This window comes from Trichocoleus sp. ST-U2 (genome assembly GCF_039961875.1).
Lineage (GTDB): Bacteria > Cyanobacteriota > Cyanobacteriia > Cyanobacteriales > FACHB-T130 > FACHB-T130.
Genome location: NZ_JAMPJY010000008.1, coordinates 193,453 through 207,890, shown reverse-complemented (window position 1 = coordinate 207,890; position 14,438 = coordinate 193,453). Strand labels below are relative to the sequence as shown.

General features: G+C 45.8%; 14 protein-coding genes and 1 pseudogene. 5 read left to right on the top strand and 10 right to left on the bottom strand.

Annotated features, from left to right (window positions below; genetic code table 11):
- Window positions 1-417: 417 nt before the first annotated feature.
- The 3 genes from NC996_RS08140 to NC996_RS08130 form a co-directional block, all read right to left on the bottom strand.
- Window positions 418-615, bottom strand: a complete 198-nt coding sequence (locus NC996_RS08140) for a chlorophyll a/b-binding protein (protein WP_190690205.1) — start codon at window positions 613-615, stop codon at window positions 418-420.
- A 91-nt stretch (window positions 616-706) separates the two neighbouring features.
- Window positions 707-889, bottom strand: a complete 183-nt coding sequence (locus NC996_RS08135; RefSeq protein ID WP_190690201.1) for a chlorophyll a/b-binding protein — start codon at window positions 887-889, stop codon at window positions 707-709.
- 657 nt (window positions 890-1,546) lie between these two features.
- Complete coding sequence (locus NC996_RS08130) at window positions 1,547-2,230, bottom strand: Uma2 family endonuclease (RefSeq protein WP_190690198.1); 684 nt, start codon at window positions 2,228-2,230, stop codon at window positions 1,547-1,549.
- 377 nt (window positions 2,231-2,607) lie between these two features.
- Here NC996_RS08130 and NC996_RS08125 point away from each other — a divergent pair, with 377 nt between their 5' ends.
- Window positions 2,608-3,555 (top strand): DUF4238 domain-containing protein, encoded by a 948-nt coding sequence (locus tag NC996_RS08125; protein ID WP_190690196.1) that lies wholly within the window; start codon window positions 2,608-2,610, stop codon window positions 3,553-3,555.
- A 218-nt stretch (window positions 3,556-3,773) separates the two neighbouring features.
- Here NC996_RS08125 and NC996_RS08120 read toward each other — a convergent pair.
- The 4 genes and pseudogenes from NC996_RS08120 to NC996_RS08105 all read right to left on the bottom strand — a co-directional run.
- Window positions 3,774-3,875, bottom strand: a pseudogene (locus tag NC996_RS08120) (archease); the annotation flags it as partial.
- 275 nt (window positions 3,876-4,150) lie between these two features.
- Window positions 4,151-5,614: a hypothetical protein gene (locus tag NC996_RS08115; RefSeq protein ID WP_190690193.1), complete on the bottom strand. Its 1,464-nt coding sequence runs from the start codon at window positions 5,612-5,614 to the stop codon at window positions 4,151-4,153.
- A 388-nt stretch (window positions 5,615-6,002) separates the two neighbouring features.
- Entirely contained in the window at window positions 6,003-6,434 is a 432-nt protein-coding gene (locus NC996_RS08110; RefSeq protein WP_190690230.1) for an archease, read from the bottom strand.
- A gap of 4 nt (window positions 6,435-6,438) precedes the next feature.
- On the bottom strand, window positions 6,439-7,323 hold the full coding sequence (locus NC996_RS08105) for a GTP-binding protein (RefSeq protein ID WP_190432584.1): 885 nt from the start codon (window positions 7,321-7,323) through the stop codon (window positions 6,439-6,441).
- A 30-nt stretch (window positions 7,324-7,353) separates the two neighbouring features.
- On the opposite strand from NC996_RS08105, the gene NC996_RS08100 reads away from it, so the two are divergent.
- Window positions 7,354-8,166, top strand: coding sequence for a hypothetical protein (locus NC996_RS08100; protein WP_190432582.1), 813 nt, complete (start codon window positions 7,354-7,356; stop codon window positions 8,164-8,166).
- 35 nt (window positions 8,167-8,201) lie between these two features.
- On the opposite strand, the gene NC996_RS08095 is transcribed toward NC996_RS08100, so the two are convergent.
- From NC996_RS08095 to NC996_RS08085, 3 genes are read right to left on the bottom strand one after another with little or no spacing between them, the layout of a single operon-like run.
- Complete coding sequence (locus NC996_RS08095; RefSeq protein ID WP_190690191.1) at window positions 8,202-9,662, bottom strand: RtcB family protein; 1,461 nt, start codon at window positions 9,660-9,662, stop codon at window positions 8,202-8,204.
- A gap of 47 nt (window positions 9,663-9,709) precedes the next feature.
- Window positions 9,710-10,522, bottom strand: a complete 813-nt coding sequence (locus tag NC996_RS08090; RefSeq protein WP_190690188.1) for a lycopene cyclase domain-containing protein — start codon at window positions 10,520-10,522, stop codon at window positions 9,710-9,712.
- A 15-nt stretch (window positions 10,523-10,537) separates the two neighbouring features.
- Window positions 10,538-10,732 carry a hypothetical protein gene (locus tag NC996_RS08085; protein WP_190690185.1) on the bottom strand — a complete coding sequence of 65 codons (195 nt, stop codon included), beginning with the start codon at window positions 10,730-10,732 and terminating at the stop codon, window positions 10,538-10,540.
- Between the two features lie 391 nt (window positions 10,733-11,123).
- Here NC996_RS08085 and NC996_RS08080 point away from each other — a divergent pair, with 391 nt between their 5' ends.
- From NC996_RS08080 to NC996_RS08070, 3 genes are read left to right on the top strand one after another with little or no spacing between them, the layout of a single operon-like run.
- Window positions 11,124-12,086: a trypsin-like peptidase domain-containing protein gene (locus tag NC996_RS08080; protein WP_190690181.1), complete on the top strand. Its 963-nt coding sequence runs from the start codon at window positions 11,124-11,126 to the stop codon at window positions 12,084-12,086.
- 1 nt (window position 12,087) lies between these two features.
- Complete coding sequence (locus NC996_RS08075; RefSeq protein ID WP_190690179.1) at window positions 12,088-13,017, top strand: trypsin-like peptidase domain-containing protein; 930 nt, start codon at window positions 12,088-12,090, stop codon at window positions 13,015-13,017.
- Complete coding sequence (locus NC996_RS08070; RefSeq protein WP_190411570.1) at window positions 13,014-13,655, top strand: response regulator transcription factor; 642 nt, start codon at window positions 13,014-13,016, stop codon at window positions 13,653-13,655. Before NC996_RS08075 ends, NC996_RS08070 begins: the two co-directional genes overlap by 4 nt.
- The last annotated feature ends 783 nt before the right edge of the window (window positions 13,656-14,438 follow it).

The following is a 14,438-nucleotide window of genomic DNA, read 5'->3' as shown; positions in this document are numbered from 1 at the left end:
CGCTTTTATAGGCTTTTCTAGTCATAGCCGCAGTTTTAGGCAACATCCACTTATGGTATTGGCGGCATTGCTATCCACTCCCTGTCTTCAGATTTACTTTATAAATCAGCTCTAAGTTGAGTGACTTAATTTTTTAGAAATATCTAAAGGCTGACACTTCCTTCAGAAAATGCCAGTCTTTAGAACTTCTATTGAGTAGAACTAGAAACCAGCAACTCCGCGATAAACACTTATAACCACCGTGAGAATGGTGATAACTCCTATTGAAGTGCTAAGGATAAATAGAACAGAAGGTTTCTTTGCAAAAGGGGTTTCGCTATCGTGCTGCACAGCGTCAGTTTGATTGGGATTTTTTGGTTGTTCAGATGTCATAATGCTCCAAATTTAGATTTCAATGAGTTTAATTGATTAGAACAATTACCAAAGATTGCTGAGGATATCGCCCCAGAAATGAACGATGCCTTGCCCACTTAATGCCTCTATAGTGAGGATGGATACAAAACCGAGCATGGCAAAGCGACCATTCCAAATTTCAGAATTTGGGGTGAAGCCTTGTTCTATGTTAATAGCAGCTTCCGTGTATTGTTGTTCTGTTTTATCTTGCGAAGTTTGCATTATTTAAATTCCAAACGCGACTTTGTAAAAAGAAGAAAGTCAGATTTAAAGGCGGGTAACGGTAAGAGAAATTAGCAAGAGATCGCCTTGCTTATAGGATTCCCCAAAAGTGCAGGACTCCCTGATTACTAACTAAATCAATAAGGACAGCAATCACAATGCCCACCATTGCCAAACGACCATTCCAAATCTCAGCACTAGGGGTAAAACCCCATTTCCATTCGCTGCTGTAATGTTTGTAGCTCAAATTTTCTTCTCTATCTACAATCTGCATAAGCTCGCTTTAAACGGTTTTCTTTTAACTATATTATTTGAAACAAATCTTATAATGTTCTTTCCAAAGTAGTAAAACTTATCCCATTTCAGCAACTTATTCGTAATCACTAATCCCCCCCGATCCCCAAATTCTTTGTCTACCGCACATCATCCTATTCAGAGTAGAAGGGGGTAGGGGGGATAGAATATTTAGCCTGAAAATGTTGAATGAGTATTGACTAAATCTCTGAAGTATTTTTTTTACGAAGCGTCTGCAAAAAAAAGCAATCCCCCCAACTTTTAGTTTTTAAGACTACAGTACCTCAGGTTGTTAAAGGTAGAAGGGGGTAGGGGGGATAGAATATTTAGCCTAAAAATAGTGAATGAGTATTGTCTAAATATCAGAGAAATTTGTTTGCGATTAATTTCTCTGTATAAAGAATGATGTATTTTGGGAAACTATCGATAAGGGTTCAGCAGATAGGTAATAGCGAGAGGGAGGAGGAAATTTGAAGCGATCGCTTCCAGCACCCAAGCTGAAATTGAGAAAAGCGGGTAAGCGTTGCGAAAGCTCTTCGCTTATCGCTCAACTTGAACTGGAATAGACCCAGATGCGATCGCGCTCATGAAGAGCTGCTGCGCGATCGCAAAGCATGCCGTCAGGCTTATCGCATTTCTACAGAGTATCGGGGTCAACTCCCATCTGCCGCAGCCGCTCAGCCAAACGCTCTGCCCGTTGACGCTCCTGCTGTGCAACTTCCGAGGGTGTAGAGAGTTGATTACCATTCTGGTCGTACCAGTACAGCCACTCCCGCGTCCAAGCCCGATAAGTACCCTGCGCCCTACCAATTCCTAAGCCAATCTCAGGTATCCACACTGGCTCACCCGATTGCAGCACATACTGCCCATCCACCAAGCGATAAACCTCAAAGGGATTGTGGTTGTCACGCCTATGGTACTCCGGGTTGTAGACAACATAGTACGGCACGCCAATACTGGCATACTCATCTTTCTTGATGTCGTACTCTTGACCGTAAGTTTTAGAGACATACTCAAGTGCCAGAAGGGGAACTTTACCTTCTTGCCAGATAACATAGCTCAACCGTCCCCCAGCACGGGTTAATCGTTCAACTCCCAAGCTTAAGAATCCATCAGGGACAATTGCAGATTTTCCAGGGTCATAGTAGACCCCCATGTTGATGCCCCAAAACCAGTCGGTGCGGTTCTGCCAAAGCCAAGCCAGGATTTCTTCCAACAAGTTGGCAACCAGAATTTGTAGTTGACTTTCCACCGGCTTATGGTCAGTTTCAGGCAGTTCTTCAGCGGTGGGAAGATGCTGCAACGGGTTGTACTGTACCATGACGTTTCCCTGTAGTGACTTACTGCTTGTATCTTAACTAGGCGGGGTAGTGGTAATTCTCATACCTAGCAGCGATCGCGCACTACATCTTAGAACGTCGGTGAACAAGTTTGATGGGCGATCACCCCTCTTGATCTCGAACTTTTTAGTAATCGTAATGGGTGATTGCTTCTCAAATCTCCAAAGCAGAAAGTCATTGCTTTGAGTTTAGGGTGATTGAGGGCGATTACTTCTCTATTGAATCACTGCGATGCAGCCGCCTCTATTTCAACTGAAACAAAGCAAACATCATTATTGTTGAAAGTAAAGCAGTATAAGAGGTAAAAGGTAAAAGGAGCTATACTAGCCTAAGTTCCTTCGCAACCAAGCATGAAACGATGTCCAAGGTAACGAACCAGCATTATGTTCCTCAGTGTTATTTAAAAAATTTTACTACTCGCAGCAAAATTTTTGTATTTGATAAAATTTTAAAAAAATCTTTGTCATTTGAAGGAACAAATGTGAGAAATGTTGCCAGTGCAAGGTATTTTAACGATTTCCCTGAAGAGATGCTTCCCGCAGAGATTAGAGGCACGGGAGAATCACAGTTAATTGAAAATAATTTCTCAGCTATTGAAGTTGATCTTTGCCAAACATTAGGAAAGATTATAACTGCATACAATAATCAAAACCCAGAAAATATTAACCCCACATTTTTTTTGAATAAAGAAACCAAGGAAAAGCTTTCCTATTTTTTGATGCTCCAAATTATAAGAACAAGAAATTTCAGAAATATTTTAAAAAGAATGTTTGAAGATGCAGACACCCTGCTGAATAAGCTTCAAAAAGTTCGCTCTGATTACAAGCCCCTGGCAGATGAGTATGTTGAACCTCTTCCAGGGGAGCTTAACAATTTTATAGGTATTGAAAATTTTATTGCAAATGAGCCAATAACAAATTCACAAAAGCAACATGTAATTTATATGTTTAACAAACTTAATGGAGGTAATGACGAAGAGATTACTAAAGCTTTGGCAGAGCATATATGGATAATTGGTGTTAATCCCACTGCTATTCCTCTATGTACATCTGATAATCCAGTTGTTATAAATGAATATCAAAATTTTGGTACTGGTCTGACATCTGTTGGTGTCCAGATTGCTTACCCAATTAGTCCCAAGCTCATAATAATCTTATTTGAAGCGAGTTTTTGGAAAAATTTGAAAAGTCATGATAGAAAATGTTTTAACTTGTCAGAAAAATGGGTAAGACTTTACAACAAACTACAGCTAACTCAATGTACCAGACAAGTATACTCATCCACTAATGATTTTAGTTGGTGTTGAAATTTGGTTAAAAAAAGGGGTATATAGATGTTAGTTGAGCCTCTCAAAAATAAAGTCAACTAAATCCGTTGTTGTCACCACTTATTCAATAGCACTTTAGCCGTAGTTGTTGGGAATGACCACTCTAAAACTGTTAATTCGTTGGTTCTAGTAGTGCGATCGCTCTCATGAATTTCTGCTGCGCGATCGCTCTAAATTCTCAAATTCACAGACACGCGCTAAATATCAAGAATCACCATTGCTGTCCAACCGTCATCGGTTTTTTCTAATTGGAACTGGTGTAATGTAACCGCTTTGACATCTACTCGCTGTTGATGGCGATCGCGCGTTTATCACTACGAGGTGACGTGGCTGGAGCCTTTGATTTGCTTGCCTGCTTGTCGCAACTAGCGTGTCAGTTGCAGGTTCAACAATACCAGTATTAGTCCCAGACCTGGAATTAGCATAGCAGAAAAATTTTCTCCGAGCCTAGTAAGAGAGCGAAAGGAGAGACAATAGACAGCGACAGCACCGCCAAGGGATCGCAATGGTGAATTCTCAGTACCGCAAAAATAGTTGGTGGCAATATAATTAGTGCCCCTAGCGTTCCCCCTGCTCAGAGCGTCCGTTGCTGAGTTCGCATGAATAATCGCAGTTGGGCTATGCTTGCGTAAATTAGGATTAAGCTAGCCACTAAAGTAAGACCAAACAACGCCCCAGTTCTGCTCTCATTTACTTTTACAGCAGCATTTATACCAGTAGCCGATTGTGCAGGGGACAGTAAAATAAATAAAGCCAAGGGGATGATCGCAATCACTACATTCAGCGCGATCGCTACTACCGCTGGACTTTTTTCACCCCAAATTAAATCCTTTACCAACGAGCTATCAGCGAATCTCTTGCTATTAGAACCCCTCTTGGGTCGAGCGCTTACCCAATCCTGTAGAGTTTGGCGATGAGGCGTCACAGCAGCAATTAAACAGAGGTATAGCAACAGATTCAACAACGATAGTGCCAAGAGGTTTTCTAACAGCGGCGCAGCGTAAACGCTACGATTTTCTATGGAGTTGTAATTGGCACATCCTAGAGTCAAAACTGTAAAGCAAGCAGTTAACAAATAACTCTGCTGCTTACTTAACATCGTGGCCTTGGGATTACGAAAACAACGCTGCCAAGCTTGCCAAATAAACCAAGTCAAAATGCTGTAGTTTAACACCACAAAGCCTACGGCAGTTAAAACACTGTCACCCAAGGGTAAGTTAAACCACTTAAAACCTTCTAACCCTGTGGCAAAGGATTCATTAAAAGAACTGGCAGACAAATGTGGGATTAGGCAAAAGGGGTTAAGCAGCTTCAGCCAAGTCGTTGAATTATAGTAACTGGTCGTACTTATTCCCTTAGTTAGCATTAGTAAAGCCAGAACCGTACCACTGCCTAACCAACCTTGAAAACCGCCCAGCCAAGAACTGGCAATGCCATATAACAACGCAGCACTATAAAAGAAAATACAGCTACCAACGAGAACTCCATAGAAACTCAAAATTTCTCCCAAAGGAATTTTGGCGGCGAGTCCAGCCCACAAATGGAAAGGAACTGCAACGACGGCTACCAGATAAATCAAAATCGGAACCCCTAGCAGTTTTCCCGTCAAAATACCAGCAGTAGAGTGAGGGGTGAGGCGAGTAAAATTCAGGGTGCCGCGACGTTGTTCGGTAGCCAAATCACTAATTAGCAAATAGGTTCCTGCTAGTAACAGGATTAAGATGCCAATAATGCTCAGGGATATAAATCGGTCTAATGACCATAATTGCGAGTTGATAACCAAATTGCCCAATCCATCCGACAGACATAGCGGTTCCTTACTATTAGGAAGGGGCTTGCCCGTGCAATATTTATGGTAGATATCCGCGATTCGGTTAATAGAATTCGGCATCTGGGTTTGAAAATACATGAATATTCCAAATTGACCCAGCACAGAGATAGCACTTGCCAACAGAATGTTGCGAGGTTTAAGACGCCCTTTGAGTTCCCGCAAGAGTTGGGGATTCCAGTTGCCCAGCGGTTCTATAAAATTGTGCATTATAGGAAAAATCTCCTCTTGAAAGGATGTTTATAAATACCCACTGCGATTGGAAGGATAAGGATATCCTGTAAGCTATGGATACAAGACGAAATCTGCCTTCGCAGGTTTCCAAACTTGGGTTTTTGGTGAGTCGGCGTTAGCGTAGCGTGCCGTAGGCTAGAGCGACTTAGCTTGGGTAATATTTTCCCCGGTCAGAGTATTTAAATCGAATGTCACTGACTTAAAGGAAGATTAGTCATTCTTTGAGAGAGTAAACAGTAGGGGCAATTCATGCGCCCCTACAAACAACCTATGTTCCACTCAATTGAGAACCGCAATATTCGCTGCAATCTTAAAATATCCGCATCGGCATTTACAATTTGCAAAGCCTTTTTGCAGATACGCACTAAATATCAAGAATCACCATTGCTGTCCAACCGTCATCTGTTTTTTCTAATTGGAACTGGTGCAAAGTAACAGCTTTGACATCTACCCGTTGTTGATGGCGATCGCTATCTAGCTTTTCTCCCGTTGTAACCGCACTTAGCTGATGCACTCCATCTTTCTCGGATATCTCAACCTGCTGCGCTCTCAGCAGTAGTAACTCGCTGTCTTTGTAGTAGATGAATTCTTGCAAAAAATTAAACAGCAGCATATCCAACTCATCGTTTTCCAAGCTGAAGGTGCGCGTCTCGGTTTGCGCGATCGCATCCAGATTATCAATCATCACGTTAATGGTTGCATCACCCGCCGTGATAAAAAGCTCCTCTAAATCCTTTCCCCAAGCGTGAAAAGCAATATCAGCAGTGGCAACATCTTCGAGAAACTCATAAGGCATAGGACTATTGCTCACACGTCTTTAACTGACTAATAATTTCTTCCTTGCGATCGCTTACCTGTTTGCCAATAAAAACTAGCTCCGTGCCCTCTTGTTCAAATGGCTCCAGATCCCAACGTCCAGCCACGAAATTAAATAGATAGTTTCCTTCAGGAAATCGTACAAAACCTTTCGCCCGGTAAACATCTGTCCCAAGTGAGTCGGCAAATTCTCCAAAACATTGCCGATCGAAAGTGGCAGGACTTGTCGTGCTAAATGATTCAAATTCAAGTTGGTGAACGTGATGAGGTTGCGGTTGAACTCGCTCTCGACCAATCCCAAATAGCAAATCTGGGTCTACTTGGCATCGCTTAGTATGCAAAATTGAGGCGACTTCGTTGAAGGAGCGCAATTTATCTTCTATCGCCTTTAACTCGCTTTCGGAAACCAAATCAACTTTGTTCAAAAGGAGGGTGTCTGCTGCTTCAATTTGTATCCTAGTGGTATGTCCCACAGACGGATATTTCACCATTGCATCGGCATCGATAACCGTAACAACTCCATCCAGTCGCACTTTAGTTAAGCTTTCTTGAATGTCGAACACCAGCGCATCTGGTTCTGCAACTCCAGTTGTCTCCACCACAATATTATCCGGGTCAACGCTATCAATGATTTCATTAACAGCGGCTTCAAACTCGCCTAACAGCGAACAGCAGACGCAACCACCACCGAGATCCGCCATTTGGACATTTTTGCCTTGAATGATTTTAGTATCAATACCAATTTCGCCAAATTCATTCATCAAAATGGCAATCTTTTTAGGAAAAGAGTCGAGAATGTGACGAAGCAGAGTTGTTTTTCCGCTTCCGAGTGGTCCCGTAATGACTGTAAGTGGCGTGCGTACCTGCATAAACTATCCCTTTGATGGAACTGCACTGCGATGATTGAAGAAATTCCAGCGAGAATACATTTACTTCCAGCGAAAGGCTCGCCCTACGTCGCTGTAATCAGACGAAAGCCGTCAAAAGTTTTCCACATCATTCGTTGGAATACAGAAGACGATTGCCTAGAATATGGGTCTTGGTTTAACGGTAAGTTATATCCAAAAAGATGCGATATATCTTTCGATGGAAAATGGATGGTTTATTTGGCGATGGGGGGGCGTAATGGCAACACCTGGAGCGGGGTTTGTCTGTTGCCTCGGTTAAAAACCCACTTGGAGGCAGACAATATGGGAACGTGGTTTGGAGGAGGCTATTGGAAAGATGAGAAAGAACTGTTATTGAATGGTTTGGGACAGCCAAAAGGCAGCATCCCTTTTAAATTAGGACAGTTGAATTCCCAGTTTGGAGGAGAAGATTTAGGCGTACTATATCCCCGGTTAGAGCGGGATGGATGGACTAGAGCTGGAGACAATTACGGCAATAATGTGAAAGTTGAGAATTCCAAAACGTATACGGTCAAGTGCGAAAATGACGACGGCTGGTATTGGCAGCCGAGTCGAGAGCATCCGACATTAAGAATGTATTACACAGGTTTTTTGCAACGTGGCTATACTTTCAAGTTTAGGTTAGATGAATATCCCGATCTTCTTGATTCTATTGACTGGGCTACTTGGGATTTTCTGGGTAATTTAGTGTTTGCCAAACAAGGAACCCTCTACAAATACAAGCTTAGTGACTTCAAAAAAGGTAAGCCTAGTTTCTGTAAAGATTTGGAATTTTTAGAGCAACCTAAAAAGCCAGAATTTTAGTAGGAGATGGCGATCGCGCAAATGTTAAATTTGCTTTATCCTTTGATATTTCCAATCGGTGTTAACCGCACCACCTTTTTACTAATCCCCGCTAACTCAGCCGCTTCAATCACATCATCAATGTCTTTGTAAGCTGCACCCGCTTCTTCTGCTAGTCCAGACATTGAGGTACTGCGGACATATATGCCCTTCTTCTGCATATCCTTCAGGAGTGTTTCTCCCTTCCAAGCTTTTCGCGCCTTGGTACGGCTCATTGTGCGTCCGCTTCCGTGTGCAGTGCTGAAGAAAGTTTGGTCGCCAGTGGGGACTCCGACTAATAAATAAGATCCGGTTTCCATACTGCCGCCAATGATAACCGGCTGACCAATATTCTTGTAGCGTTCCGGAACATCTGCCATTCCCGGTGCGAAAGCGCGAGTGGCACCTTTACGATGGACGAGGAGCGATCGCTTTTTCCCATCCACAATATGACTCTCTAGCTTGGCGGTATTATGGGCAACATCATAAACCATGTGCATCCCTAAGTCTTCCGCCGAACGTTCAAAGATTTCCGAAAATACTTCGCGGATGCGATGCAGAATCACTTGACGATTGGCATAAGACATATTGATGCCGCATTTCATCGCCGAAAAATAGGCTTGTCCTTCCGGCGAATCAAAGGGCGCACAAGCTAATTCTCGGTCAAGTATTTTAATTCCATACTTGCTATCCATTACCTTTAAAAATCTTTGCAGATAGTCGGTTGCCACCTGATGACCAAATCCGCGACTTCCACAGTGGAACATCACCACCACCTGATCTGGCATGGTAATTCCCATCGTCTTGGCTAACTCTGGATCGAAAATATCTTGCTTTCGAGCAACTTGAATTTCTAAATAATGATTGCCAGATCCTAGAGTTCCAATTTGATTAAACCCCCGGTCAATTGCCTTGTCACTAATCTTTGCAGAATCAGCACCTTTAATGCAGCCGTTTTCTTCAATGAATTCTAAATCTTCTTCCCAACCATAGCCATTATTGACGCACCACTGAGCGCCTTGTTCGACGACTTTGCGAAAGTCATTCCGCGATAATTTTACAAAACCGCTGCTTCCCACTCCAGCCGGAACCCTTTCGTAGAGCCTATCTACCAGCTTTTTGATATAGGGTTTGACTTCATGGTAGGTGAGGTTTGTAACCATCAAGCGCATTCCGCAATTGATATCAAAACCGATACCACCGGGGGAAATCACGCCCCCCTTTTCCACATCCATCGCCGCCACGCCACCAATCGGAAAACCATAGCCAAAGTGTCCGTCAGGCATACACAAAGCATATTTGGTTATTCCTGGCAGCGTCGCGACATTCGTAACTTGGTCGTAAACCGCTTCATCTAATTCGGAAATTATCTTCTCTGTCCCATAAATCCGGGCGGGAACGCGCATCCCTTCCTTGTAGGAAACCGGAATTTCCCATACCGTGTCAGAAATTTGTTCTAAAAATTCCTTAATAGGCATCTCGGTTTTACTCCTAAAAGGTGATGTGGAAAATAGAGGCAACCGTCTTAAAACGTTTCGTTTCCAGACTCTACCTGAGCAAGAGCTTTTGGAAGTTCTGGTCGCCCATTATTGAGAATCGGGAAAGAGATGAGTGGTAGAAGCGATCGCATCTTCCCCACCAATAGAAACAGTAAAAGTCCTTGCACCACTAGCAGGTTCGTGATTAAAAAGAATGTCGCCTCTTCAATCGGCAACCCAAACGGCTTAAATCCAATGCTATAGGTCTCAGAAATGCTCCAAATGCCCTGTCCGATGGCAATGCGGTCGGCTATCCACAGGTAAACTGTGGGGATTAGAGTGCCAATCAGCCAAGCATCTTTTCTGGCCCAGAGTTGCTTTGCTCCAACTCCCCACTGTAGCGCCAGTATGGGGCATGCCCAAGCTAAAATTAGCCCCATGTACACAGTCTTCTCCGACTGCAACATAAAAGCTCCCGCAATGCTGAGAACGAGCCAGAAAACGATGCCAGATGCTCGCAGCCAAGGAGAATCCTCCTCCTGTGCTGGCTCAGTTGTGAGAGGAAACAACCAGTACAGCCACAGACCTGTTAGAAGTGGCTGAAGGATGAAGAATAAATATTCCTCAACGGGCACGTAGCCAATCGTACCCACCACCCGATCCGTGCCATAGTTCCATACGTCGTGCCAAACCAGGTAATTGTCCCACGGTGTCGTATAAATCAGGGCAATCAGCGCAATCAGGGGTAGCCCTAACCACGCTCTTAGTCCTCCGATACCAGCTAGAGGTTGGCGTTGAACCCATGCTAGAAAGAGGATTGGTGGCAGGATAAAGACAAGGTGAAATGCAAAGTAGCTCATCTTGCTAGCAATACTCTAAACATTAATGATGCCGAAGTAAAAGCCAAAAAACAGCAACACAATCGCCAGAGTTGCTATCGTCAGGCTGATGCGAAATGCCTTCGGAGGCAAGTCTTCAGAGGTAATTACACTATCTCGTTGTACCTGAGTAATTGGCTTGGAGTTCTTGTCTGCCGGTTTTTGGGATGGATTGGTTTCTGTTGGTTCCATAGACTTTTTTTGCGTTCTTCATGACTTGCCTGCTGTCTATGTTGGAGAAACCGCTCTCAGCTTACCTCGTTCTTAAGAACTACCTTCGTGCGGGGTAGCGTTCTGCCAGAGGAGTTAGCCCTCATAAAGTTGGCTTGTAATTAGGAATACACGCAACCCTAGCCATTTTTCTAGGGTGGGTTCTCCCCATTTCTCCGATGCCGCCCGTCTTTTGAAAACGGCACGATATCAGCAGGAAGTGGCAATTCGGTTTAAATCGGGCAGACCTCACCCCCGAACCCGCTTCTCTACCCCCGCGAGGAGGGTTAGGGAGAGATGGAGAGGGGTTGAGGGAGTTTACCGAACCGGATTGGCAGTTATCCCGTAAAAGCGATCGCATGGGAGAAATGGAATGTCTTTATCTTCATCGGAGATATCCAGCACCTTGCTGGCTCTGTCCAACAATTTAGCCGATACTGTTGAGCGAGTCGGTGCCTCAGTTGTTGCAGTCAATGGGCGAACCTCCCACGGGAGAAGAGGATGGCTAAGGCGGAATTCCTCCTCAAGCGGTATCCACTGGCGACCCGGTATCATCGTCACCTCTGACGAAACCATCAAGCGCGAAGAGGAAATCACCGTCACCTTACCCGATGGTCGGACAGTCCCCGTTACCATCCTGGGGCGTGACGCTAGCACCGATGTCGCTGTCCTGAAGCTAGAAAACATCGAATTCCCGGTTGCGGAAATTGGCGATGCGGCAACTTTAAAGGTTGGTCATCTGGCACTTGCACTCGGACGAGGGACTGAGAACGGCGTGAGTGCCTCTATGGGTGTGGTGAGCGCGATTGGGGATGCTTGGCGTAGTATGAGCGGTGGTTCGATCGATCGATTTGTGCGTCTCGATTTAACCCTCTACTCCGGATTCTCCGGCGGGCCGATGGTCGATGCAGCCGGTAAAGTTGCAGGCATGAACACCTCCGGGCCTCGCAATATGGCTTTAACCATTCCCGCGTCTACGGTGAACCGGGTAGTCAATCAGTTGCTTTCAAAAGGACGGATTGCACGAGGCTACCTGGGTTTGGGAATGCAGCCGGTTCGCTTGCCGGATACGCTTAAGAGTGCGCTTTCTCTGGCTTCTAATGGTGGGGTGATTGTTGTCAACGTTGAGCCGAATGGCCCTGCGGATAAAGCTGGGGTGCTGATTGGCGATGTGTTAGTCGCAATCGATGGCAATCCGGTCAGCGACACGGAGAACGTGCAGGCGATGTTGGGGACGGAAAGCGTCGGAAAAAGCCTGAAAGTGCAGATGATTCGGGGGGGTGCGCCCCTGGAAGTCACACTCATCGTTGGCGAACGACCGGCGAGGGAGGATTAAGATGGCGAACTTGACCAGTCAGCGCTTCGCGATCGCAACTATAGAAAATACAGGTGCAAGTGCAGAGATTGCCCTGGAGTTGTCGCAAATCGCCGAACAACTACGCCGTTGTACCGTACAAGTCCGCAGCAGTGGCGGGGGTGGCGGATCGGGTACAATCTGGAATTCTCAAGGTTTGATTATCACCAACGCTCATGTCGCCCCTTTCGACCGGGCAATTGTGGAACTTTGGGATGGACGAGTCATTGAGGCTATCCGCACTGATATCGACTCCAGACAGGATTTAGCAGCACTCAAGGTTGAGGCAACTGACCTTCCCGCCGTCACGGTTGGCGACTCTGAGGCTCTCCGAGTCGGCGAACTGGTGCTGGCAGTGGGAAATCCTCTGGGTCTAGTCGGAGCACTCACCAAGGGCATTATCCACGCGACTAACGCCACCGATGACTTCAGCACTCAAAGATGGGTGAAGGCTGATATTCGGCTAGCACCCGGAAATTCTGGGGGTTTGCTTGCCGATGCACGGGGGCGAGCGATCGCAATTAACACGATGATTGCCAATGGGTTAGCGTTGGCAATCCCCAGTAAGAGAGTCGAACGGTTTCTCAAACGCGATCGCCCACTCTCTCTGGGTGTCACTCTCCGTCCCGTGCTGCTTTGGTTAGAAAATCAGCGCGTTTTAGGCTTATTGGTGTTGGAAGTTGCTCCGGGGAGTTTAGCTGCCTCGGTGAGTCTTCAAATGGGCGACGTGCTAATAGCCGTGGGCGGTGAATCTTTTCATACTCCTGAGGATCTGCTCAGCATTCTCAAGGATGCCGAACCGGGAAAGCCGCTAGCGTTGGAATTTCTGCGTTCTGGGAGACGGTGCTACGCGATCGCATCGGCTCCTCAAGACACTGGCGAACCAGCCTTTCCAGAGGTGAAGTCAGCGTGATTTCGGTCGTGGTGACAGCCGAAAATCCCATCGTGCGTGCGGGGTTGGAGAGCATCATCCGCACCTCTGAGTTGCTGGAAATCGTCGGTAGTTCGTCTAGCACAGACACTCTGGTGCAGCTGCTTGAGGAACGACAACCCGATGTGGTGTTGCTGGATTATTCCTTCTCAGATGACGATCCGGCTGAAGAGAAATTACTCGCGCTTGGTGCAGAATCTCCGGCACTTGTCATCTTAGCGAACAACCCCCACAGCACTTGGCTAGAGTCGGTTTTGCAAGTCGGCGTGCGGGCAATCTTACCGCGAACGGCAACGGCTGAGGAAATTGTCGCAACTGTGGTGACAGCAGCGCTGGGGCTGATGGTGCTGCATCCAGACTTTATGGATTCTCTGCTGCCTCTCAGAGAGTCCTCCGCACGCCGACTCCCTGCTTCCCCGATTCAGGCGCTGACACCACGGGAGATCGAAGTTTTAGGGATGCTGGCGCTGGGAATGGGGAACAAGAATATCGCCAAGCAGTTGAGCATTTCTGAGCATACCGTCAAGTTTCACGTATCATCAATCTTTCAAAAGCTCAACGCTTCCAGCCGAACTGAGGCGGTGACTCTGGGTGCGAGGTTGGGTTTGATTATGTTGTAAGCAAATGAGGTCGTGGCTATCAACTTAAAACGCCATGCTTGGCAAATCGAATTTCCTAGCCCCTTCCCTAGCAGGGAAAGGGGCTAGGGAGAGGTTAGATCGGGATGCCAACCGTATCCTACAAGTGGGGCGGGTCATATGAAGACGGAACTCGTCTAGCTCGGTTTACTTCCCTCCTGGTGGTCCGTCATGTCTATTCGGATCTTTCTTCTGCTTCTTAGTGCCGTCAGATTCCTTTTTAGGCTTTTTGGCTTCTTTGCCACCCTTTTCCTTTTCCTTGCCCATAACAATTCCTTAATAGAGGTTCCCTTAATTGTGGAACAATTTACAGATTTCGGAACATGGAAAACTGTAATTTTATATTTCGATTTAGGGGAGCAATGGTGGTTTGGAGACCGATAGTTAGCGCTGGGACAACAAGGGCGGAAAAAGTCAGTTCGCCAGATTAAAGTTGCGATTTTCTCTCTTCAGCTACATTATTCGCTGGAAAGCCCTCTTCTCGGATCGGTAGCACGCCAGGATATTGGCTCATTTCACATGGGTTCGATTAAACCTGCACCGCCTTGTGTCAGGAGTTCTTTAAAGGTATCGAAGGCACTGTGTCCGTCAGCAAGCCGCACCTAAGAGGGATGCGGAATTTGGTTTGCCTTTGGTTTCCGAACGCTGAGATAAACTGCTATCCAGGGGCAGCGCTTTTTTTGTAATGCTGACGGCAGGCCCAAAATGCAAATAGCGATCGCGCAATCATAAGCTTAGGCATCGCTAACCAGACTGGCTCTTTTA